This window comes from Segatella salivae DSM 15606 (assembly GCF_000185845.1).
Lineage (GTDB): Bacteria > Bacteroidota > Bacteroidia > Bacteroidales > Bacteroidaceae > Prevotella > Prevotella salivae.
On the sequence record NZ_GL629647.1, the window covers coordinates 2,808,103 to 2,830,581 of the forward strand.

Here is a 22,479-nt window from a genome sequence, read left to right on the forward strand (position 1 = left end):
TAAAAATTCATGCTTCTGAACGTTTCAGAGAACTCAAAAAACAAAAAATCATGCTTCTGAACGTTTCAGAGAGCTCAAAAAACAAAAATTCACGCTTCTGAACGTTTCAGAGAACTCAAAAAACAAAATTTCATGCTTCTGAACATTTCAGAAGGTTCAAAAAATGAAAATTCACGCTTCTGAACATTTCAGAAGACTCAAAAAATGAAATTTCACGCTTCTGAACGTTTCAGAAGGCTCAAAAAATGAAATTTCATGCTTCTGAACATTTCAGAAGGCTCAAAAATAAGAAATTTACGCTTCTGAACATTTCAGAAAGCTCAAAAAATGAATATTCACGTTTCTGAACATTTCAGAAGATTCGGAAATATGAATTTGATAGTAAGTAGTGGCTGGCTTTCATTTAATGAATACCAGTGTTGTGCGCGTAGTCGTAGGATAATTGGTTATATTGTTCTTGGGGAATAGAGTTGTTTTATGTTTAACTTATGGCAACTCTTCCATATATATTAATTTAAGATTATTCTTTTGGGTAATAATCTTCGTAATCTTAAAAGATGTACCACGAATAAAATTGACTTGCTTTTCATCACCATGATTGTATATTTCATAAAGATTGTGTGCTTTAGTATTTCCATCTTTCAATGGTTCAATTATGTACACATTCTTCCTATCTTCTTGCTCCCAATTGTCTTCTGTACATGTAAGACAATGAGCTACAATAAATATATCCCCTTCACTAAAATCAGTCTTATCTTGGGGTACGCAATATCGACGTAGCGTAGAGGACTCGCTTTGAGGAGCCTTTAAAACAAGGGAATTAAGTACTTTAAAGAGTTCTCCTGCAACTTCAGGTATTTTTTCGTGATAATAATCGTCTCTAAAATAACAAGACATATCGCCATAAAACATCCTCAAGATTACACGTTCAGCCTCTGTTAGTTCATATTTCTCTTCGTTTTCAATATATCCTTTTATTCCATCATAATACCACTGTATTTTTCCGTTTTTTAAGAAGTATTCTGGATTATAAAAGTCAGCGTCTATTAGACCAGTACCTTCCTCAAATATCGTACCATCGTTTTTATGTGCTGATATATATTCTTTTTCTTTATCAATAAAATATTGAATGTTTTTTATTTCGTCTATCATAGTGTTGAATAATGAAAAAAGCCCCAATGGCATTTCTACCATTGGGGCAAGGTTATAATATTCTTTTACTTCACTTCCTCAAAGTCTGCATCTTGGATGTCATCAGCGGAGTTGCTGGTATTGTCCTGTGCTTGTTGGCCGCCTTGAGCACCTTGTGCATCGGCGCCGGGTTGTGCTCCACCTTGATACATCTGTGCACTTGCAGCCTGAACTGCGGTGTTTAGTGCATTGGTTGCATTGTCGATGGCTGCAACATCGCCTGCCTTATGCGCATCTTTCAGTTGCTGGAGGGCAGTCTCAATAGGCGCTTTCTTGTCTGCAGGAATCTTGTCTGCATTGTCCTTCAAGAAGTTTTCGGTGGTGAAAATCATTGAGTCAGCTTGATTCAGCTTGTCAATCTTCTCACGTTCTGCCTTATCTGCTGCTGCATTCTGTTCTGCTTCAGCCTTCATTTTGTCGATTTCCTCTTGGCTAAGACCACTTGAAGCTTCGATTCTAATCTTCTGCTCCTTACCCGTAGCCTTATCTTTTGCGCTTACGTTTAGAATACCGTTAGCGTCGATATCGAAGGTAACTTCAATCTGAGGAACGCCACGACGTGCTGGTGCTATACCCTCAAGGTTGAACTGGCCGATGCTCTTGTTCTGTGAAGCCATAGGGCGTTCGCCTTGCAATACATGGATTGTAACGGCAGTTTGGTTATCTGCTGCAGTAGAGAATGTTTCACTCTTCTTGCAAGGGATAGTTGTATTTGCCTCAATCAACTTGGTCATTACGCCACCCATTGTCTCAATACCCAAGGTCAATGGAGTTACATCGAGCAATACAATGTTTCCAACACCGCTCTCCTTATTAAGGATTGCACCCTGGATTGCAGCTCCAACAGCTACTACTTCATCAGGATTTACACCCTTAGAAGGCTCTTTACCAAAGTAGTTTTTAACCAAAGTCTGCACTGCAGGAATACGGCTTGAACCACCAACGAGAATCACTTCGTCAATATCTGAGGTTTGTAAGTTTGCGTCACGAACGGCATTCTGGCATGGAACTAAACATGCTTGGATGAGGTCATGAGCTAATTTTTCAAACTGAGCACGGGTCAAAGTCTTTACCAAATGCTTTGGAACACCACCCTCAGCAGAGATATATGGCAAGTTGATTTCTGTTGAAGTAGAACTTGAAAGCTCAATCTTTGCTTTCTCAGCTGCCTCTTTCAAGCGCTGCATTGCCATTGGATCTTTCGTCAAGTCGATGCCTTCTTCTGCTTTGAAATCATCTGCAAGCCATTTGATAATAACTTGGTCGAAGTCGTCACCACCAAGGTGTGTGTCACCATTTGTAGACAAAACTTCAAACACTCCGCCACCAAACTCAAGGATAGAGATATCAAATGTACCACCACCAAGGTCGAAAACGGCAATCTTCATGTCTTTGTTTGCCTTGTCAACTCCATAAGCTAACGCTGCAGCGGTAGGCTCATTAACGATACGTTGAACCTTTAAGCCTGCAATCTCTCCAGCCTCTTTAGTTGCTTGACGCTGTGAATCTGAGAAGTAAGCAGGTACAGTTATGACTGCTTCTGAAACCTCTTGTCCAAGGTAATCTTCTGCGGTTTTCTTCATCTTTTGAAGTATCATAGCAGATATTTCCTGTGGGGTATATTTGCGACCTTCTATTTCTACGCGTGGATATCCATTGTCGTTAACCACTGTATAAGGCATTGCTTCTGCCTCTTTACGGCTTTGTTCATAGGTCTCTCCCATGAAACGTTTAATTGAATAGACGGTGTTCTTCGGGTTAGTAATAGCCTGTCGTTTTGCAGGATCACCCACTTTACGCTCACCATCCTTTAAGAAACCAACAACAGAAGGCGTTGTTCTCTTACCTTCGCTGTTAGCAATTACAACTGGTTCGTTACCTTCAAATACAGCAACACAGCTGTTAGTAGTACCTAAGTCGATTCCAATAATCTTTCCCATAATTGTATATATATTATTATTTTTTATTCGTTTAATTGACTCTTCGGAACTTTTCCAAAGACAATCCATAACTAACAAACCACGTGCCAAGGTCGACACGTGGTTTGATTGTGACAAAATCGGGTGACAATATGTCACATTTTATCATCAAAAGTCTATTGCATTTCGATGCTTATCTTGTCTTTTTGTTGTGTATTCTGTATTTTTTTATAACTCAAACACATGTCAAAAATGACACAAACTAATGTCACAACAGGAAGTAATATCCATAAAACTGAAAGCTCAAATATCATTACTAACCATGTGAAAAGGGCTGTTATAATTGCAAATTCGATAACACCCCACACCCAAGCTGCCGTGAAACTACTGCGTGCAATGACTTGTTTGGTGGTGAGAAAAACGATAAACCAAAGTCCCATCCACAACTTCATGCCAATCTTTGGACCAATGATGACGTCCCAATTGAAGTTTAGTTGAAGGGCATGAAAAAGCAAAAGCCAGAGCGAAGTCAATGCCGTGAGACTGAAAAATACGAGTAGGTTTCTTATAAAAAGGTGTGTAGCCTGAGCCAACAATCTTTCCTTTGCCGTGAAAGGTGGCTGAGAAACTTCTCTGCTTAGCTTTGATTTTTCGGTAAATCTCGAATTATCTATGGTTAAAAAACAGATGGATAGGGTCAAGAGAAGCACGATAACAGGCTCTGAAAGCAAGGTCGAAATGCCGAGAATGCAAAGTGAAATCATGGTGACTGTTATGGCCAAACTTTTTAATTTAAGCTTGTTGCAGTCGTTTAATGCGATTAAATAGCGTTTGAAATCAAAGTTTTTCATCATTCTTTTTATGAATTATATTTGGGTTGAAAAAGTTAATCATGAGCACATCTGTATGCAATAAGTTTGCGTTTATTTTGTCTGCCGCATCTGTTTCTCACACATTCATTATGTAATCTGCATCAAATGGTGCTGTTGTTTGCGTCATTTCATCGTGTCATCTGCGTCATTTCGTACCACAATCTGCGTCATTTTACTCAATAATTTCATTGCAATCTACTCTTCTTTTGAGGTGTCTGTCCCTAAGGCCAGTAGCAATAATAGCGCAAAAAATGGAGTGGTGACAAAGGAAATTAAAATCCAAAGGACTGCACTTCGCTTCTTTCTCGTTGCCAAAAAGCCCACAAGAACGTAACAACCCAAAAAGAGTGCTGCGACGAGTACAGCCATACCTAAGGCTGCAATGGGCCCCCAGCGTTCAAAAAATCCGCTGTTTGAGTGATAGGGTGCAGTTGTTTTTGAACTCGCTTCAACGCTGTCTTCGTTTTCAGTCAACTTGTATGTCGTGTTATAGTCTTTTAGTTCAAATTTGACAATGAAGGTCTTTGCTTGGTCATTCTTTGTCACTGACCTATAATAGACATAGGATTCATCAGCTTTAAAGGCTGGAAGCGTAATCGTTTTTGTTTCTCCTGGTGAGAGATTTACCTCTTTATAATAGTTATCATCGTTGATGGTTTGCCCCATCATATCAATGTAAGTAAGGTTGAAACAAATATCTTTTATTAACTCCTTAGTATTGTTTTTCAGTGAGATTCGGGCATTGTCGTCGTTCAACGCCTGTTCATAGTCGAGCATAGTCACGGCATTTGTGCTGTCAACGGAGGTTGCAAAAGAGAGTGACGAAAGCAACATTACCGTGAAAAATAAAAAGATTCTTTTCATAATAATATGTATTTTAGGATGTATTATGCGGTTTGTATTGCCGGTTTTTCTTTTATTCCTTTCAACCAGTTGCCTCGGAATAGGCGATAAAGGAAGATTGAGCCGCGGAAGGTTAGTTCGATTGCCATCGCTGTCCAGACACCTCTTAGTCCATAATCTCGGGCAAGCCATGCCGCAAGCGTTAGTCGAACACACCACATTGAAACAAGATTCATGATGGCAGGACGTAGGGTATCACCGGCGCCTACACATATACTATATACCACAATTGACGCTGCAAAGAAGGGTTCGGCAAAGGCTTCGATGCGTAAAATCGTTGTGCCGAGCGTGCGGATAGATTCAACAGGACTTAGAAGTCCAATCATTTCGGGAGCAAAAATATACATAATCAGTCCCATAAAAGCCATGACAAGCATCCCTAAGCCTACGGTCATGTGAGCAAAACTCTTACAAAGGTCCTTGCGTCCAGCACCATAAGTCTGGCCCACTAAAGTCGTTGCAGCGTCGCCTATGCCATAACCTGGCATGTAACAAAGGCTTTCTGCAGTGATAGCAAAGGAGTTAGAAGCGATGGCAATGTTACCTAATGGCGCCACGATTAGCGTGCTAACAATCTGTGCTCCGCTCATTAACACCGACTGAATTGCCATGGGAAGACTGATTCGAATGGCTTTAGTTACATAGTCCCAAACCCATTTAAATGGCACGTTGTCAAGCTGAAGTGCTAATATTTTGTTACGTCTTGTGGCCATCCAAGCTATCGGAAGTGAAGTCGAAATATATGCCATTGAGGTGCCGATTGCCGCACCTACCACGCCCAAATGCAACATATAGATGAACAAGTAGTTGAAAATCACGTCAAGAACACACAACAAAACACTCATTAAACTCGGTAATTGCATGTTGCCAGAACACTTGATCATGGACGCCGAAAGATGGAAAAGTAGGATGAAAGGCATGGTTAATGAGAACACCAAATAGTATTGAGAGGCGTCGTGATTAATGTCATTTCCTCCCCCTAACCACAATGGAAGTACGGAGTGAATTGACGTGCCTATAGCGGCTATAATGAGGCTAAAGGCGAGACCACAAAGCAGTCCATGCCGAAAGACTTGACGTGCTTTGAAGAAGTCATTCGCACCAATGAAGTGGGAAACTTGTACCGAAAAGCCCATCGAAGCAGCACTCATTACACTACCCATTAGCCATGTTGTAGACTCTACTAAGCCTATACTTGCTGAGGCTTCTGCCCCAAGATGTCCCACCATAGAGGCGTCAATGAAGAACATCATGACTGTAGTGATCTGGGCTAATATAGAGGGAATACTCAAACTTACAATCAGTTTGAGTTTCTCATTCTGTGACATGGGCAGGCCATTACGGATGTTTGCTAATAGCGCTTCACTCTTTTTGTTTCCTAACATACCTTATTTTATGATGCAAAATTAATAGATTTTCGGGTAAAACACAAAAAAAACGATTCCATATTCCTATGAAACCGTCTGTCTCTCAAATCTATCAAGTTTTCTTTTACTTTCTCTTTATGTGTTATCTATTCTGAAACAATCTTTTCATTTACCTTTCAAGACTAACCTATGTCCTTTTTGTAGTGACTCTCTAAATCCTGTTTCCCTGAATCTTTTACCTTATAATACCTTTGAAGATCTTTTATTTTACCTAAAACCAAATACCTATTCTAAACTTAATCTCTTTGTCTGTCTAACCTAAAACCTTTGTCGTTATCTCAATCTTTTACCTCTTTTAGACGATGCAAAGATAGGAACGATTTCTCATTCTGCCATATTTTTGAACGCGAAATTATGGAAATAATGTCGTTTTTTGACTTAAATCAAGCGATTGTGTACGTACACACGTACTTTGTTTTAATGCAAACATGCACATAAGTCAAGTTGACTCATGTGCATGTTGATTACACCTTATATTATATATCCTATCTTTATAGCGGTGTTTTATCGTCTATTTCTCAGCCTTTATGCCTGCAAGTGTGACATCATAGATGCGCATTGAATGGCTGGGAAGGTCATATTGACCTTCAGCATTGCTTTCGCTCAGGGCATAAGGTACATATACTCGCCATCTGTCTCCTACGTGCATGTGTTGCAAAGCGGTTGCAAAACCATCGCATTGTGCATTTACTGCAATCTCAATAGGGGCGCTAACACTGGGGTTAAAGACTTCTGTTGTCCAGCTCTGACTAAAGATTTTGCCGTCAGGATAAGTTGCAGAAGGAATCAATCGCTTTTGAACATGCACATAAACACTATCATTGTAGACTGGTGTTTTTGTCCCTGTACCATTCTCTAACACCTTAACCACGATGTGATCTTCTGGCTTTTGAAGCTCATTTCCTAAGGACCAACTACGTAATATCTTGATATTTGAGTTTGTCGATGAAGCCGTTTGAGCTTCCTTATAGACTTTATTGAAGTACTCGTTATTACGAGATTGCCAATTAGAAAACTCATTGTTTGAGTCGCCTTCTTCCTTACATGACGTTACCACGCAGGTGGTAATCATGAGCAACAGGATATATAATAGGTTACGTTTCATTCTTTTACATTAAGTTTTTTCAGTAGACTTGAGATGCTAACACGCTCTTCCATGATGCCACGTAGAGCGTCAATGTCTACTCGTTCCTGCTTCATTGTGTCACGATAGCGCAGTGTTACCTTGTGATCTTTTGGCGTATCGTGGTCTACAGTGACACAGAATGGTGTACCAACTGCATCTTGTCGGCGATAACGTTTACCGATAGAATCCTTTGGATCGCCATAGTGTGTATTGAAATGGAACTTCAAGTCGTCAACAATCTGTTGAGCAAGTTCTGGCAGTCCGTCTTTCTTATCGAGTGGGAACACGGCACATTTCACTGGCGCTAAAGCCTCTGGAAGCTTCAATACCACACGAGTCTCGCCATTCTCAAGCTGCTCTTCCGTGTAACTATGACAGAGAACAGAAAGGAACATGCGGTCAACACCGATAGAAGTCTCTACATCATACGGAGTATAATTCTCGTTCTTATCGGGATCAAAGTATTTAATTGAACGACCACTAAACTTCTCATGCTGACTAAGATCAAAGTCAGTACGCGAATGAATGCCTTCAACCTCCTTGAAACCAAACGGCATATGGAACTCTATATCAGTAGCCGCGTTGGCGTAATGTGCCAGCTTTTCATGGTCATGAAAGCGGTAGTTCTCGTCGCCCATACCAAGAGCTTTGTGCCAAGCTAAACGGTGTTTCTTCCAATATTCGAACCATTTCATCTCAGTACCAGGCTGACAAAAGAACTGCATTTCCATTTGTTCGAACTCGCGCATACGGAATACAAACTGTCTCGCTACTATCTCGTTACGGAATGCTTTGCCGATTTGACAGATGCCAAAAGGAAGCTTCATGCGACCTGTTTTCTGTACGTTTAGATAATTAACAAAGATGCCTTGCGCTGTCTCTGGACGCAAATAGATTTTGTTTGTCTGGTCACTTAGAGAACCAACTTCAGTAGAAAACATCAAGTTAAATTGGCGAACATCCGTCCAGTTCTTTGTACCACTGATGGGATCTACAATTCCTTCGTCAATAATGATTTGTTTTAGAGCTTCCAAATCGGGGCCTTGCATGGCCTGAGTATAGCGTTCATGCAATGCATCGCGCTTCTTTTGGTTTTCCAAAACACGTATGTTGGTCTCGCGGAACTTGCCTTCTTCAAAGCTGTCACCAAACTTTTTAGCAGCTTTAGCAACTTCTTTCTCAATCTTTTCATCATACTTTGCTATCTGATCTTCAATGAGAACATCTGCACGATAGCGTTTCTTTGAGTCGCGGTTATCAATCAATGGGTCATTGAAAGCATCCACATGGCCACTCGCTTTCCATACCGTGGGGTGCATAAAGATGCTTGCATCGATACCAACGATATTGTTATGAAGCAGTACCATGCTTTTCCACCAGTACTCTTTAATATTGTTTTTCAGCTCAACACCATTCTGACCATAGTCATAAACGGCTGCAAGTCCGTCATAAATCTCACTGCTTGGGAAGACAAAACCATACTCTTTACAATGGCTTACTATCTTCTTGAAAACATCTTCTTGTGCCATAATAATCTTTTGTTCAATTTCTTTTCTGCAAAGATACAATAAATATCGTGAAACGGCTCGGCTTTTATTATTTTTTTATATTCGTCGAAGGGTAATGCTTTTCAGGCTAAACAGAATCGCTTTTCTGCTGGAACATTTTTATAATCACAAACAAAACGGGTGTACAACTTCTTTGAATCATGAAAAAAGGCAGCCCTTAAATGACTGCCGTTCTTGTTATTTTTCGTTGTCGATATCCTTATAGCGTATTATTTTCTGCCCTCTTTTGGTTTGCGCAGACTATCTGCAGAACTTCTTTTTACCATCATTTTATGGCGCAGTTCGATTGCTACTGGCGGGTATAAACAAAGTTGTCAAACGTCAGTTTGTTGTCCTTGATATAGCCTTCTACAACCTTATGTTTGTCTGTTCCCCGCACTTTATACGTCAAGGTCACTTTGGGTGCATTATATTTATAGGCACCATTCTCGACTCCCGACTTGTTGTTGTTGAACATTGTGCATGAAAAGTCTTTCTCTCTAAACGTTAATATCTTCACGCCATCACTCTTTTGAGGGCTTGCCCAGGCTGTTCCGTCTAACGAAGATGGGGCATTATCATCGTTGGAAAAAGCCATACAAGCATATATAATGCCCACAATTGCGAGCAATATCAGTACATGTTTTTTCATAACTCCTAATTTTTTATTCGTTCTGCAAATGTAGTTGATTTTTTCAAACAAAGCAAGTTTTTGTCTCATTCTTATCTCTTTTTTAGTTGAAAAAAGATTACTTGCGATGTTTTTACAATGAAGTTGAATGAAATGTTAATATCAATCAGTAATATTTACAAGTGGTGTGATTTTCTGAAGCTATTCAAAACAAAAGGCTTGGTGGCTTAAAATAGCAGCTGTTTTTAAGCGTTTTACAAGACGATGAAAATCAGATGGTTATGATTTTTGAATGAAAAGACCTCCGTATTTGTGGCTGATAATCTCGTGCTTTTATTGGTTTTTCAATGCCGTTTGAGGCTAATTGCAATGTAATTTAACTCATTCTTCGTTGTAAATCGGCTTCAATCATGCTGTGAAGTGGGGCAGATTGCAACGCCAAACCATTCATTTCGTGCACTAAAATCTATGTCTTTGTTCTTTAAATTCACTTTTTTACTGAAATCGGACGTTTCGATTTGCGCGTTTATCTCTATTTGAAAACTTCTTAAAGTGTTAAAAAATTAGAGCTTAATTTTACAAAAATAAAACAATAATGTGTACTGTTTCTTGTCGATATTAGTTTCAAAAACAAAAGTTTTTTCTCTTGAATTATTCCCAAATCAACAGCAAAACATAAGTCAGAAAAGCATGGTTTTTATACGCTTCCACTATGCATTAACATAGTAAAAGCATCTTTTATTGCCACATATAAATTCATTTTAAGGCGAGGGTTGCTTTTTATTGCAAGCTGCCAAGCGTCAAACTTTCTGACATCGTGAAAGGTTTTTATTTGCGTATTTCAATATTTTTCCTTACCTTTGTAGCTATTGCAATAAATACCAAGCATTAAACAATCAATTCATGGACGACGAAATAAAAGATAACGAGGCTATAAACGAGGAAGAAAACCAAGCGAGCGATGCGCACTCTGACTATAAACCGGCAGACAGATTCGATGCTTCTGCCGTGCATCACCTTAGCGGAATGTACAAGAATTGGTTTCTTGACTATGCAAGCTATGTGATATTAGAGCGTGCTGTGCCTCATATTGAAGATGGTTTAAAGCCAGTTCAGCGCCGAATTCTACACTCAATGAAGCGCATGGACGATGGAAGATATAACAAAGTGGCTAATATTGTGGGCCATACCATGCAGTTTCATCCCCATGGTGATGCCTCTATAGGTGATGCTTTGGTTCAGATGGGGCAGAAAGACCTGCTTGTTGACTGCCAGGGTAATTGGGGAAATATACTCACCGGCGACCGAGCTGCAGCGCCACGATACATAGAAGCGCGCCTCTCTAAGTTTGCTTTAGACGTAGTTTTCAATCCAAAAACCACCGATTGGCAGTTGAGTTATGACGGAAGAAACAAGGAACCAATCACTCTTCCGGTGAAGTTTCCGTTACTTCTTGCCCAAGGTGCTGAAGGAATTGCAGTCGGCTTGAGCAGTAAACTCTTGCCACATAATCTCAATGAGATATGTGATTCGGCCATCAAATACTTGAAAGGAGAAGACTTTCAGCTTTATCCCGACTTCCCAACTGGTGGTGCTATCGACGTAAGTAAATACAATGATGGCCAAAGAGGCGGTGTGTTGAAGGTGCGGGCAAAGATAGAAAAGTTAGATAACAAGACTTTAGTTATCCGCGAAATCCCATTTAGTAAGACCACAACTACCCTCATAGATAGTATATTAAAGGCTATAGATAAGGGGAAGATTAAAGCCAAACGGGTGGATGACAACACGGCAGCTGAGGTCGAGATTCAAGTGCATTTAGCTCCTGGAGTGTCTTCGGATAAGACCATGGATGCCTTATATGCCTTCAGCGATTGCGAGATAAATTTGTCTCCTAACTGCTGTGTTATTGAAGACAATAAGCCTGTTTTCCTTACCGTTAGTGATGTGTTGCGTCATGGAGTCGATCGAACGATGGGACTCTTGCGCAAGGAATTGCAGATTAGAAGAGGCGAATTGTTGGAACAACTGTTCTTTGCGAGCCTTGAACGCATATTTATTGAGCAGCGTATCTATAAGGAAAAGAAGTTTGAACAGGCTGCAAACATGGACGATGCCATAGCATTTGTTGACCAGAAATTAACGCCTTTCAAACCCGACTTCATTCGAGAGGTGACGCGAGATGATATTCTTCGGCTCATGGAAATCAAGATGCAACGTATCTTAAAGTTTAATAAAGATAAGGCAGATGAACTCATTGCACGCATCAAAGCAGAAGTAGCTGAGATTGAAAACGACTTGAATCACATGACGGATGTAACCATTAATTGGTTTACTTTCATTAAAAACAAGTATGGAAAAGACCATCCTCGTCGTACGGAAATACGCAGTTTTGATACCATTGACAGTGCAAAGGTCGTAGAAGCTAACCAAAAACTCTACATCAACCGACAGGAGGGATTCATCGGAACGGGGTTGAAGAAGGACGAATTTGTTTGCAACTGTTCTGATATTGACGACATTATACTGTTCTATAAGACTGGAAAGTATAAGATTATAAAGGTTGCCGATAAGATATTTGTAGGCAAAGGAATCATTTGGTTGCAAGTGTTTAAGCGGAATGATAAGCGTACTATCTACAACGTTGTATACAGAGATGGTCGTGATGGCTATTATTATATGAAGCGATTCAACGTGACCAGCATGACACGTGACCGCGAATATGACCTCACTTTGGGCACTCCGGGGTCGAAAGTGACTTATTTCACAGCCAACCCCAATGGAGAAGCCGAGACGATTAAAGTGGTCTTAGAACCTGATCCAAAGAAAAAACGACAGAATATCTTCTTGGAACGCGACTTCAGTAAGGTCAATATTAAGAGTCGTGGGGCTAAAGGTGTCATCCTAACCAAGCAAGTTGTGCATCGCATTGGACTGAAAAGCTTAGGCCATTCGACACTCGGCGGTAGGAAAGTGTGGTTTGATCCCGACGTGAAACGCATCAATTATGAAGAGCACGGACGTTATCTTGGGGAGTTCTTTGATGAAGATCGCATCTTGGTTATACTTGATAATAACGACTTCTTCATAACAAATTTCGATGCAAATAACCATTATCCAGACAACATAATGAGGTTAGAGAAGTGGCAAGCTGACAAGGTTTGGACTGCCGTTCTCTATGATGCAGACAACAAAGGCTATCCCTATATGAAGCGGTTTACGATGGATGCCATCTCAAAACCACAGAATTTTGTAGGTGAAAACCCTAATAGTAAGCTTATTCTTCTTACAGATGAGGCCTTCCCTCGTATCAAAGTAACTTATGGAGGGCATGATGCCGCACGACCAGATGAGGAGATTGATGCCGAGAAGTTTATCGGACAGAAGAGCTTTAAGGCTAAAGGTAAGCGCATATCTACGTGGCAAATCGCGACGATTAAAGAGCTTGAACCGACTCGTTTCCCTGAACCCGAAGAACAAATCGAAGAAGATGACACTGAGGATGAACCTGAAAATCTTGATCCAGACGCAGGAAAGAGCTCGCAACAGGTGATAGATGAGATCAACGGACAATTGAGTTTATTCCCCGAAGACGATGAGAATAACACGAAATAACATGATAATAATGGGGATGCTACTATGGTTTTCCCCATTAATCTCTGTCGCCCAACCTGATGATAGCAATCAAAATGAGCGCATCATTGCCAATAGTAAGATGATAGGATGGGGCAGAACAAACCTCCTTGACACGTATCTTAGCCCCGAAGAATACGTCGGATTAGACCTTCGTTACATAAGCCATACACTGCGAAAACGTAGGAATAACCGTGTGATTCATGAGTTAATCCATCAAGGAAACATTGCTTACGTGGACAATAGAGCACGTAATGGCCGAGAGATTGCAGGCAATTATAACTTCCAATTTGGGTTGCATTATCTCTTCAAAACATGGAACTTGTCGCGCAACCAGTTACATTTCGAGGCGGGAGGGAATGCAGAAGTCAACCTCGGATTCCTTTATAATACGCGCAATAGCAATAATCCTGCACAGGCACGACTATTTATCAACGTTGTTCCTACAGCCGCATTGACTTATGATTTCCATCATCCCTTCCGACCAAGTGAATATCGTGATTTCAGATTACGTTATGAATTGGGAGTTCCTTTGGTAGGTTTGAGGTTCTCACCTAACTATGGTCAGTCTTATTATGAGATATTTTCGAAGGACAATTATGACCATAATCTTGTGCCAACTACAATCGGAAACGCTCCTTCTTTGCGTCAGATGTTGACCTTAGACTTCCCACTTTTCCATGCCGTTTTCCGCATAGGATATCAAGGAGAGTATCTACAAGCACACATAAATAAGTTGAAATTCCACGCCTATACAAACACTTTGCTGCTCGGAGTGACGAAAACCTTTAAGTTAACACGCGTAAGAAGATGAAATATTTGCATCATTATATAAGGCTGTTGTTGTTGTTTCTTAGCGTGATTCTGCTTTCGGGATGCGTCAAAGATGAGGAGTTTACCAATGATTCACGTGGTAACTTCGAGGCATTATGGCGTATTATGGATGAGCATTACTGCTTTTTTAGTGAGAAAGAAAAGCAATTTGGGCTTGACTGGAATGCTATTTATCAGCGTTATAGCAAGCAGATTAATCCACAAATGACCGAAGAACAGCTCTTCGAAGTACTTGGAAATATGCTTGGAGAGCTACGAGATGGGCATGTAAATCTAATCACCAGCTTCGACATTGCACGCAATTGGTCGTGGCATGAGGATTATCCCACGAACTTGAATGACTCATTAATCAGTTTCTATTTAGGCAAAGATTATCGCATTTCGAATGGAATGAGGTATAGATTACTTGATGATAATATAGGTTATATACGTTGTTCTACGTTTGAAAATGGCTTTGGTAGTGGTAATCTTACAGACATTTTGTCGTATTTTCTCACGGCACGCGGCCTCATTATTGATATCAGAAATAATGGTGGAGGCATGATTTCGAGCGCCGAAGAACTGGCTGCTCGCTTCACAAATAAAGACATTTGCGTGGGTTATATCCAACATAAGACGGGACGAGGACACAATGATTTCTCCGAGATGAAGGCGCAATGGCTGCGTCCAAGCCGTGGACTGAGGTGGCAAAAACCTGTTGTTGTGCTCACAAATCGAGGCGTTTATAGTGCCGCAAACGAGTTCGTTAAGTATATGAAAAGCTGTCCTAAGGTCACAATTGTAGGCGATAGAACCGGTGGAGGGGCAGGGATGCCTTTCAGTAGTGAACTCCCCAATGGCTGGAGTGTACGCTTTTCAGCTTGCCCTATCTATGATAAGGATAAACAAACAACAGAGTTTGGCATCGCACCTGATGTGCAAATAGGTCTTAATCAGTTTGATATTTTCATGGGATATGATTCAATTATCGAACAAGCACGTAAGATATTGAGATAGAGATGTTTATAAACATAAAATCTTTTCCTAAAACTTGACAGTGGTTTTGAGTTATAATGTTTATCTTTGTGATGGAGCTTAGAAGATGAAGAGCTTCATAATTTAATTTATTCCCTATTTATGGACTACCGAGAGACTATCATTACCGGAAGTGACTTCACTAAGATGGGGGCTGCAGAAACCAAAGATTACATCGCGCATGTATTGTGTTTACAAGGCTCTTGCAGCTTTGTTTACAATGGTGAACGCTATGATTTATTGGCAAACAACTTATTAATTGTTCGGCAACATCACTTGATAAAGGACTTTTCCCCACACGAAAACTTCGATGTTATGGTGCTTTTTATTCACGCTCCCTTTATGGATTCGGCCGCACCCGACGTCAATTTCGGTGTTAGAAGCACGTTATTATTGATGGAAAATCCAATCTTAAAGCTAACTAAGGAGGAAGCAATCAAGTGCAAAAAAGACTTAGATGCCATTGTTGAAAGAGCCAAAGATAGAGATCATAGCTATTATCTTGACGCGTTAGCTGTTAGTTGTTTGCAGCTCTTTTTAGATGTATTCGACTTCGAAAATCGTATATATGGTCCCACACATGTACCGCTTCGGTCGGCTCGTTTGATTCGAGACTTCATCAAACTACTACAGAATGGCGAGTATAAGTCACATAGAGAAGTAGCGTATTATGCCGGTAAACTCTTCGTAACGGCTAAGTACTTGTCTGACGTTTGCCGTACAGTTACGGGGCATCCTGCTAACTATTGGATTCACCATTTCGTTAACATTGACATACGTTTGCACTTGCGTAACCGCCGATTATCAGTGTTAGAGATTAGTGAAAAGTTTAACTTCTCATCGCCGGCACACTTTACTCGTTACGTACAGGCACAGTTAGGTGAGTCACCTTCTGCTATCCGTGAACGTTAGAAACCAAACATTTATAATCTTCTATCCATAACGAAAACTGGCTGATAACATTGTAAGAGCGTTTTGAAATAAATTTAGTTGAACAACGTATAAAGCGTAAAAAAATCATCAACCTTTTTTCGTTATCTCAAAATATTATTGTATCTTTGCACCAACAAAGCGCTTGTGGCGAAATTGGTAGACGCGCTAGACTTAGGATCTAGTGGTTTATGCCGTGTAGGTTCGAGTCCTATCAGGCGCACTTTTGTAAGAGCCAAGTAGTTGATATTCAGCTATTTGGCTCTTTCTTTATAGCATAATGTGAGCTTATTTGCCTTGTTTTTTATCGTAAAATGCTTGTAACCACGGCTTGATTTCTATGCAATTATGCGATGTTTCATTACAATTGTTTGTTTTTTTGATAGGAATGAAATGATGTTTACAGGTGAAATATTGCGTGAACAAAGGCGTATGTATGCCTTTTTACGATGAAAAAACAAATAAACTTGTTATGCTTTATTTCGTTGATTGTTTGAGAATGAAATATGATTGTCTATACTTCAGAAAACCTTTTGCATCATTTTATGCGGTAAAGTGTGGCATTTCATCGTGTAATTTGTGTCATTTCGTCGTGTGATATGAGTCATTTTACTTCATCATTTATCACTATTGGATTGATGGTGTGTGTAAAGATGAAGTACCATCATATAGGAACTACGCGAAGAGAACGCGGTGTCAATGGCGTTGAAACAAAGTTGTGAGGTTATAAAACGAAACATGCGAAGAATAAATCCTTCGCATGTCACCTTATATTTTGGTTTGATTTGTCTTGTTATCCAAACATCTGTAGCGAATAAAGATAGATGACTGATGCAGGGATAGCCATGAGAGAAGAGTCGAATCTGTCGAGCATTCCGCCATGACCAGGTAAGATTTTACCACTATCTTTAATGCCTAAGGTTCGTTTGAAAAGGCTTTCAACGAGGTCACCCCATGTGCCAAATACAACTACTATGAAGCCTAATCCGACCCAACCTGTTATAGATAGTTGTGACATTTGGCAGTTTGCATTTGAAAAATAGCCTATGATTGCGGCAACAATCATAACGAGTATGGCTCCTCCTACACTTCCTTCCCAACTCTTTGCAGGACTAATTCTCGGGAAAAGTTTATGCTTTCCGAAGAGTGATCCACTGCAATAAGCGCCTGTATCATTAAGCCAAAGGAAGACAAACACACACAAAGGGAGTTGCATATTGTATTGATAGGTGATGCCATTTGCGGCTTGTTCAAATGCAAGTACATTCAACATGGAGAACGGAAGGGCTATGTAGAGCTGAGAAAGCATGGTGTAAGCCCAGTCGTTTATAGGGTCTTCTTGCTTCAAGTAGAGTTCACCGATGAAGAGATATACTATCGACAGCAGGTAGGGAACAAAGATAACAAAGTTTGAAGTGATGCCAGTTCGTATGGCCGCTACAGCCAAAAAGAAATACACTCCGGCTATCGTTGTGATAAAACGATTAACATTTATGTTCTCTCTTTGATTCACAAGGCCAGTAAACTCCCATATCGTCAGCCCCGTAATCACGGCAAACAATGCCACCATTGTATGTGGATGCATGATGCCACCCACCATAATAATGACGAAGAGTGCACCTACTATGGCCCTCACAATCAGGTTTTTCATTTTGTCACTCATTGCTCTTTTCCTTTTCTAATGATGCTTGATGTTCGGCTTCGGCTTGCTTAACAGCGTCTGGCATGTCTTCAAGTTTAGGCGCATTAGCCTCATTTTCATTGATGATTTCCTGTGCTCTGCTCATCCATGGGCGTTTACCGAAGATATTTTCTACGTCTTCTGCATAGATGACTTCACGTGAGATGAGTAGCTCTGCTAACGCTCTATGTCCTTCCTTATGATGTTCAAGTAGCTCCTTAGCACGTGCATATTGCTCGTTAATCATCTTCAAAACTTCGTCATCAATGACTTTAGCTGTGGTCTCAGAGTAGGGGCGTTGGAACTGATATTCTTGGTTGTTGTAATAACAAATGTTAGGAAGTCGGTCGCTCATACCTGCATAAGCAATCATGCCATAAGCGCTTTTAGTGGCGCGTTCGAGGTCGTTCATCGCACCAGTAGAGATATGTCCCGTGCACAACTCTTCTGCTGCACGTCCTCCAAGCAATGCACACATCTCGTCAAGCATCTGTTCTTTTGTTGTAATCTGTCGCTCTTCGGGCAGATACCAAGCAGCTCCGAGTGCCTGACCACGTGGAACGATGCTCACCTTTACAAGTGGATTGGCGTGCTCACAGAACCAACTTACCGTGGCATGTCCTGCTTCATGGAATGCAATCGAGCGCTTTTCAGCGGCTGTTATCACCTTAGTCTTCTTCTCTAATCCGCCAATGATGCGGTCAACGGCATCGAGAAAGTCTTGCTTGCAGACTGTTTTGCTGTTATGACGAGCTGCAATCAGTGCCGCCTCATTACATACATTGGCGATGTCTGCACCCGAAAAGCCCGGTGTTTGGCGTGCCAAGAAATCAATATCTAAGTCTTTATCCACCTTCAAAGGACGCAAATGAACTTTGAAAATGGCTATACGTTCAGCCAAATCTGGTAGATCTACGTTAATCTGTCGGTCGAAACGGCCTGCTCGAAGCAATGCTTTGTCAAGCATATCTGCGCGGTTTGTTGCTGCAAGTACAATGACTCCACTGTTAGTTCCGAATCCATCCATCTCGGTAAGTAAGGCATTCAACGTGTTCTCTCGTTCGTCATTACCTCCCATTGAGGGGTTCTTGCTGCGGGCACGACCTACTGCATCAATCTCATCTATAAAGATAATACACGGTGATTTCTCTTTAGCTTGCGCGAAAACATCACGTACTCGGCTGGCACCTACGCCTACAAACATCTCAACGAAGTCCGAACCACTCATTGAAAAGAATGGAACACCGGCCTCACCTGCCACAGCTTTGGCCAACAAAGTCTTTCCAGTACCCGGTGGTCCGACTAATAATGCACCCTTAGGTATCTTTCCTCCCAGCTCAGTATACTTCTGGGGATTCTTTAAAAACTCTACAATCTCCTGCACTTCTTGCTTTGCTCCCTCTTGTCCGGCTACGTCTTTGAACGTTATTCCGAGGTCGTTTGCCTTCTCATACAGCTTTGCTTTGCTCTTTCCTACACTGAAAATGCCTCCTCCTCCGCCGACATTTCCACCGCCACTCATACGTCTTAGCAGCCAGAAACCAAATGCACAGAAGAGTAATATCTGTAGCGTGTTGACGAGAAGTCCATTAAAGAAGCTATTGCCGGAATCGTTATCATAACTATAATCGACAAGTTTCTTGGCCTTTTGTTCGGCATTTAAGAACCTTTCTACTTCGTCAACAGAGCCAAATTCCACGTTAACATAGGGATTCTTTCCTACCTGTTTAGCATTCAAATGGAATACATCTTTGACGTGTTTTGGGGCAACATACATCTTCAGTTCACCCTTATCTTTGTTGATAACGACGTTTGTTGCGTAACCTTTTGCTACATATTCCTTAAACTTTCCATATGTGGTTTCTTTATTAGTCCCACTCATTGCCGCCAAGTTTCCACCTCCAGAGAGCAGAAACACGCCTGCAACGATAGCCACTAATATGTAAATCCAGTTCATATTAAAGCGTGGCATCTTCGGCTCTTTGCCGCTTTCCTTATTATTAAAGAAGTTCTTTTGTTCGTCCATATCGCTGTATTTGTTTCTGTTGTATATGGGAATTACTTCATCAAATGGTGTGCCAAACGTTTAATCTAAGTTCGGAATATTTGTTAATTTGGCATCTTCCCAGAGCGTTTCCAAGTTATAATATTCCCTCGTTTCAGGCATAAAGATATGTACAAGCACATCAGAATAGTCGATAGCTACCCATTGATTGTTGCCAAGTCCAGCCACATTGATGGGCTTTTCGCTTAATTCCTCGCGCACCATATCGCTGATTGAGCCTGCAATAGCCTCAATCTGAGTCGGTGAATTGCCTTGACAAATGATGAAATATTTGGCAATTGCGCCATCAATATGTTTCAAATCAATGATTGTAATGTCTTGACCTTTCTTCTCTTGTATACCTTTTGTAATTGTCTTCACTAACGTTTCAGTTATTCCCATCAATTGTTTCTTTATTTAATATATGTGATACTATTGTTTCATGGGCAAAGGTACACAATTTTAAGAGATATCATCCATAAAGCAAAGTCTATTTTTTGGTTTCGCCATTTTTTTGGAAAAAAAGTGCTTAAAAGTTTTGATTGTTTTGAGAAATGTACTAACTTTGCAGACGCAAATCGGGAGTTTACCTGATGAAGCAAATGAAATAGTGGGATATGGTGTAATGGTAACACTACAGATTCTGGTCCTGTCATTCTTGGTTCGAGTCCGAGTATCCCAACGTTTTGAAGCTAAACAGCACCTGTGTTGTTTAGCTTTTTTCGTTTGTTAGAATGTAAACCCAAGATGGGTTGACCTCCATTCTTTCTGAATAAAGGTCAACCAATGCATTAATCTTCGTCTGTTTCGCCTATTGTTATCGTATATTCGCTCATGAAACTGGCTCCCGGAAGCAGCTTATTCATCAGATATTTATCTTTAAACTCACCGTCATAGTCTGCCCAATCGGCAATACCATACCAGGGTTCAATGCATACAAACGGAGCATTCTTGCCGTAAGGACTCCATATTCCAACTGCAGGCGCCTTGAATTCTACGCTAACTTCCGCTTTGTTTTCATGGTTAAGCAGACTCACTTTGTGCAGTTGTGAGTGGTCAAAGATAAGGGCATCGTCCTTAAAAAGCTCCTCATCAAACGACAATATCCCTTCTTCCGTGACAACAGCACTATGTTCGGGGGTGACACATCCTTTCACATTACCGAAAATCCGACGTGGTTCCGTGTCGTCAAGTCTTAGTCGTCCGTGCATGGGTTCGCTCGGAAGAAGTCCTGGAATGAGGAAGGCGGGGTGGCCACCAATTTGAAAATACATCTCCTTTCGCCCTGTATTCTCCACATGCCAAACCACTTTTATCTTGTTTTTTGCCAGCCGATAACTCACTGCCAGATTGAAATGATAGGGATAAACCTTAAGCGTTTCTTCGTTTTCATGCATAGCATAGACCACCTTTTCCTTGCCTTGAGCCACCAAAGTGAAGTCGGTGTCGCGTGCAAATCCATGGCGTGACATGTTAAACTCCTTGCCATCAATGCGACAAGTGTCGTTCCATAGTCCGCAAACAATAGGGAAAAGAATAGGGGAGTGACGTCCCCAAATCGATGGATTGGCCTGCCAAAGATACTCTTTTCCGTCACTATCTTTGATGCTTTGCAGTTCAGCACCATGCGCCGAAATGCCAATTGTCAGGTGTTCGTTCTTGATTTGTTCCATGATGTTCGTTGTTTTGTTGACACAACAAAGATACAAAAATTGTTTGATGAAGGGGCGTGATGTGGCGAATAAAATGTTGGAGTGATAGGGTTAAAGCATAAAAAGCTGCTCTATTGTTCTCGTTGTCCAAGTCATTTCAGTATAAACCAAAGCCGAATAGCCGTTTCCTTCGTCATGAATAAGTGGAAAATGGTATTAGTTTAGACCTAAAAATTAGAATAAAACCATACAAAACTTGCCTGAAATTGCCCTCATGTGTCTATCCTTTTCTTACAAATCACATATTATTTTGCGGCATTTTTCGATTTATAGTCTATTTTATATTACCTTTGTATGGAGCAAAACAAAGAACACTATGGTAGATTTCTCTCGTTTTAATGCGTCGGGTGATGATCGACGCGATGAGCTTATACGGGCTATTGAGCATGCCGTTGAGCACTTAACTCAAGGTGAACTCGAAGCCTTATATTATGATATGCTGACAAAAGGACTGATTGCTGATTAAGTGTTTGGCCTTTTTGGCGTGGCCCAACAATCTTATTCGTGGAGGGCTTTGTGGCATATCACAAACTAATTGATGTCAAATTGTGTTGTAATATGATGCAAATCACGCGATGTTTTGCGTCAAATGACCGCACAATTTGACGCAAGTTGCAGGATGAAATAAGGTATGCCGCGTTGTGAGTGGTATTTGCTCTCGTATAATATGGCATTCAATGGTGTAGTGTATAGATATAAATTACGTTATATAATGTGAGAATCAACGCGGTAAGCATTGTGCCTTTTAGGGGCAATGCGTCATAAATCCAGACACAAAATAACGTAATTCATGTTACGGAATAAACGTTTCAACGCCGTAGGTGTTGCGCTTTTGATAGCCCAGGGTTGCCAAACGATAGTGCAGGCTACCTTGGGTTAGCGTATGTTGTGCGTGGAACAACGCCATAGGTGTTGCGTTTTTTTTGATTAATCCGCCATGAATCACCTCGCTATAACCATGCTTTCTCGGAAAAAGCTCAACACCTACGGCGTTGAATCTCCTTGCGAACGTTTA

At 40.8% G+C, this 22,479-nt stretch carries 17 protein-coding genes and 2 tRNA genes; 7 read left to right on the forward strand and 12 right to left on the reverse strand.

Annotated elements, in window-relative coordinates:
• Positions 1-486: 486 nt before the first annotated feature.
• From HMPREF9420_RS10975 to HMPREF9420_RS11010, 8 genes are all read right to left on the reverse strand, one after another.
• Positions 487-1,194, reverse strand: a complete 708-nt coding sequence (locus tag HMPREF9420_RS10975) for a hypothetical protein (RefSeq protein ID WP_007135766.1) — start codon at positions 1,192-1,194, stop codon at positions 487-489.
• Between the two features lie 23 nt (positions 1,195-1,217).
• Complete coding sequence (dnaK, locus tag HMPREF9420_RS10980; protein ID WP_044079250.1) at positions 1,218-3,131, reverse strand: molecular chaperone DnaK; 1,914 nt, start codon at positions 3,129-3,131, stop codon at positions 1,218-1,220.
• Positions 3,132-3,286: 155 nt separating this feature from the next.
• The gene (locus HMPREF9420_RS10985) at positions 3,287-3,964 is read right to left on the reverse strand and encodes a hypothetical protein (RefSeq protein WP_007135768.1); all 678 of its coding nucleotides are present in this window, start codon (positions 3,962-3,964) and stop codon (positions 3,287-3,289) included.
• Between the two features lie 213 nt (positions 3,965-4,177).
• Complete coding sequence (locus HMPREF9420_RS10990; RefSeq protein WP_007135769.1) at positions 4,178-4,846, reverse strand: hypothetical protein; 669 nt, start codon at positions 4,844-4,846, stop codon at positions 4,178-4,180.
• Between the two features lie 23 nt (positions 4,847-4,869).
• Entirely contained in the window at positions 4,870-6,270 is a 1,401-nt protein-coding gene (locus tag HMPREF9420_RS10995) for an MATE family efflux transporter (RefSeq protein WP_007135770.1), read from the reverse strand.
• A gap of 553 nt (positions 6,271-6,823) precedes the next feature.
• Positions 6,824-7,417, reverse strand: coding sequence for an FKBP-type peptidyl-prolyl cis-trans isomerase (locus tag HMPREF9420_RS11000; protein ID WP_007135771.1), 594 nt, complete (start codon positions 7,415-7,417; stop codon positions 6,824-6,826).
• Complete coding sequence (locus tag HMPREF9420_RS11005) at positions 7,414-8,967, reverse strand: glycine--tRNA ligase (RefSeq protein WP_044078935.1); 1,554 nt, start codon at positions 8,965-8,967, stop codon at positions 7,414-7,416. The genes HMPREF9420_RS11000 and HMPREF9420_RS11005 overlap by 4 nt, the downstream gene beginning before the upstream one ends.
• A 328-nt stretch (positions 8,968-9,295) precedes the next feature.
• Positions 9,296-9,637 (reverse strand): hypothetical protein, encoded by a 342-nt coding sequence (locus HMPREF9420_RS11010; RefSeq protein WP_147625675.1) that lies wholly within the window; start codon positions 9,635-9,637, stop codon positions 9,296-9,298.
• A gap of 882 nt (positions 9,638-10,519) precedes the next feature.
• On the opposite strand from HMPREF9420_RS11010, the gene HMPREF9420_RS11015 reads away from it, so the two are divergent.
• From HMPREF9420_RS11015 to HMPREF9420_RS11035, 5 genes are all read left to right on the forward strand, one after another.
• Positions 10,520-13,231: a DNA gyrase/topoisomerase IV subunit A gene (locus tag HMPREF9420_RS11015; RefSeq protein ID WP_007135775.1), complete on the forward strand. Its 2,712-nt coding sequence runs from the start codon at positions 10,520-10,522 to the stop codon at positions 13,229-13,231.
• Positions 13,212-14,063, forward strand: a complete 852-nt coding sequence (locus HMPREF9420_RS11020; protein WP_007135776.1) for a DUF3316 domain-containing protein — start codon at positions 13,212-13,214, stop codon at positions 14,061-14,063. The genes HMPREF9420_RS11015 and HMPREF9420_RS11020 overlap by 20 nt, the downstream gene beginning before the upstream one ends.
• On the forward strand, positions 14,060-15,079 hold the full coding sequence (locus HMPREF9420_RS11025) for a S41 family peptidase (protein ID WP_007135777.1): 1,020 nt from the start codon (positions 14,060-14,062) through the stop codon (positions 15,077-15,079). The genes HMPREF9420_RS11020 and HMPREF9420_RS11025 overlap by 4 nt, the downstream gene beginning before the upstream one ends.
• A 120-nt stretch (positions 15,080-15,199) precedes the next feature.
• Positions 15,200-16,009, forward strand: coding sequence for a helix-turn-helix domain-containing protein (locus HMPREF9420_RS11030; protein ID WP_007135778.1), 810 nt, complete (start codon positions 15,200-15,202; stop codon positions 16,007-16,009).
• A gap of 159 nt (positions 16,010-16,168) precedes the next feature.
• Positions 16,169-16,250 (forward strand) — tRNA-Leu (locus tag HMPREF9420_RS11035).
• Positions 16,251-16,820: 570 nt separating this feature from the next.
• Here HMPREF9420_RS11035 and HMPREF9420_RS11040 read toward each other — a convergent pair.
• The 3 genes from HMPREF9420_RS11040 to rsfS are packed head-to-tail and all read right to left on the reverse strand — an operon-like array spanning position 16,821 to position 20,154.
• The gene (locus HMPREF9420_RS11040) at positions 16,821-17,690 is read right to left on the reverse strand and encodes a phosphatidate cytidylyltransferase (RefSeq protein WP_007135782.1); all 870 of its coding nucleotides are present in this window, start codon (positions 17,688-17,690) and stop codon (positions 16,821-16,823) included.
• Positions 17,683-19,734 (reverse strand): ATP-dependent zinc metalloprotease FtsH, encoded by a 2,052-nt coding sequence (gene ftsH, locus HMPREF9420_RS11045; RefSeq protein WP_007135783.1) that lies wholly within the window; start codon positions 19,732-19,734, stop codon positions 17,683-17,685. Before ftsH ends, HMPREF9420_RS11040 begins: the two co-directional genes overlap by 8 nt.
• Positions 19,735-19,794: 60 nt before the next feature.
• Positions 19,795-20,154: a ribosome silencing factor gene (rsfS, locus tag HMPREF9420_RS11050; RefSeq protein ID WP_007135784.1), complete on the reverse strand. Its 360-nt coding sequence runs from the start codon at positions 20,152-20,154 to the stop codon at positions 19,795-19,797.
• A 209-nt stretch (positions 20,155-20,363) separates the two neighbouring features.
• Between rsfS and HMPREF9420_RS11055 the strand changes: the two genes are divergently transcribed.
• Positions 20,364-20,434 (forward strand) — tRNA-Gln (locus tag HMPREF9420_RS11055).
• Between the two features lie 109 nt (positions 20,435-20,543).
• Here HMPREF9420_RS11055 and HMPREF9420_RS11060 read toward each other — a convergent pair.
• On the reverse strand, positions 20,544-21,425 hold the full coding sequence (locus HMPREF9420_RS11060) for an aldose 1-epimerase family protein (protein WP_007135785.1): 882 nt from the start codon (positions 21,423-21,425) through the stop codon (positions 20,544-20,546).
• 355 nt (positions 21,426-21,780) lie between these two features.
• On the opposite strand from HMPREF9420_RS11060, the gene HMPREF9420_RS14295 reads away from it, so the two are divergent.
• Entirely contained in the window at positions 21,781-21,930 is a 150-nt protein-coding gene (locus HMPREF9420_RS14295) for a hypothetical protein (RefSeq protein ID WP_007135786.1), read from the forward strand.
• The last annotated feature ends 549 nt before the right edge of the window (positions 21,931-22,479 follow it).

Excerpts from the sequence above, each read along its gene's own strand:
- HMPREF9420_RS10975 (WP_007135766.1), bottom strand. The coding sequence starts at position 1,194 with ATGGTAGAAATGCCATTGGGGCTTTTTTCATTATTCAACACTATGATA.
- dnaK (WP_044079250.1), bottom strand. The coding sequence starts at position 3,131 with ATGGGAAAGATTATTGGAATCGACTTAGGTACTACTAACAGCTGTGTT.
- HMPREF9420_RS10985 (WP_007135768.1), bottom strand. The coding sequence starts at position 3,964 with ATGATGAAAAACTTTGATTTCAAACGCTATTTAATCGCATTAAACGAC.
- HMPREF9420_RS10990 (WP_007135769.1), bottom strand. The coding sequence starts at position 4,846 with ATGAAAAGAATCTTTTTATTTTTCACGGTAATGTTGCTTTCGTCACTC.
- HMPREF9420_RS10995 (WP_007135770.1), bottom strand. The coding sequence starts at position 6,270 with ATGTTAGGAAACAAAAAGAGTGAAGCGCTATTAGCAAACATCCGTAAT.
- HMPREF9420_RS11000 (WP_007135771.1), bottom strand. The coding sequence starts at position 7,417 with ATGAAACGTAACCTATTATATATCCTGTTGCTCATGATTACCACCTGC.
- HMPREF9420_RS11005 (WP_044078935.1), bottom strand. The coding sequence starts at position 8,967 with ATGGCACAAGAAGATGTTTTCAAGAAGATAGTAAGCCATTGTAAAGAG.
- HMPREF9420_RS11010 (WP_147625675.1), bottom strand. The coding sequence starts at position 9,637 with ATGAAAAAACATGTACTGATATTGCTCGCAATTGTGGGCATTATATAT.
- HMPREF9420_RS11015 (WP_007135775.1), top strand. The coding sequence starts at position 10,520 with ATGGACGACGAAATAAAAGATAACGAGGCTATAAACGAGGAAGAAAAC.
- HMPREF9420_RS11020 (WP_007135776.1), top strand. The coding sequence starts at position 13,212 with ATGAGAATAACACGAAATAACATGATAATAATGGGGATGCTACTATGG.
- HMPREF9420_RS11025 (WP_007135777.1), top strand. The coding sequence starts at position 14,060 with ATGAAATATTTGCATCATTATATAAGGCTGTTGTTGTTGTTTCTTAGC.
- HMPREF9420_RS11030 (WP_007135778.1), top strand. The coding sequence starts at position 15,200 with ATGGACTACCGAGAGACTATCATTACCGGAAGTGACTTCACTAAGATG.
- HMPREF9420_RS11040 (WP_007135782.1), bottom strand. The coding sequence starts at position 17,690 with ATGAGTGACAAAATGAAAAACCTGATTGTGAGGGCCATAGTAGGTGCA.
- ftsH (WP_007135783.1), bottom strand. The coding sequence starts at position 19,734 with ATGGACGAACAAAAGAACTTCTTTAATAATAAGGAAAGCGGCAAAGAG.
- rsfS (WP_007135784.1), bottom strand. The coding sequence starts at position 20,154 with ATGGGAATAACTGAAACGTTAGTGAAGACAATTACAAAAGGTATACAA.
- HMPREF9420_RS11060 (WP_007135785.1), bottom strand. The coding sequence starts at position 21,425 with ATGGAACAAATCAAGAACGAACACCTGACAATTGGCATTTCGGCGCAT.
- HMPREF9420_RS14295 (WP_007135786.1), top strand. The coding sequence starts at position 21,781 with ATGGTAGATTTCTCTCGTTTTAATGCGTCGGGTGATGATCGACGCGAT.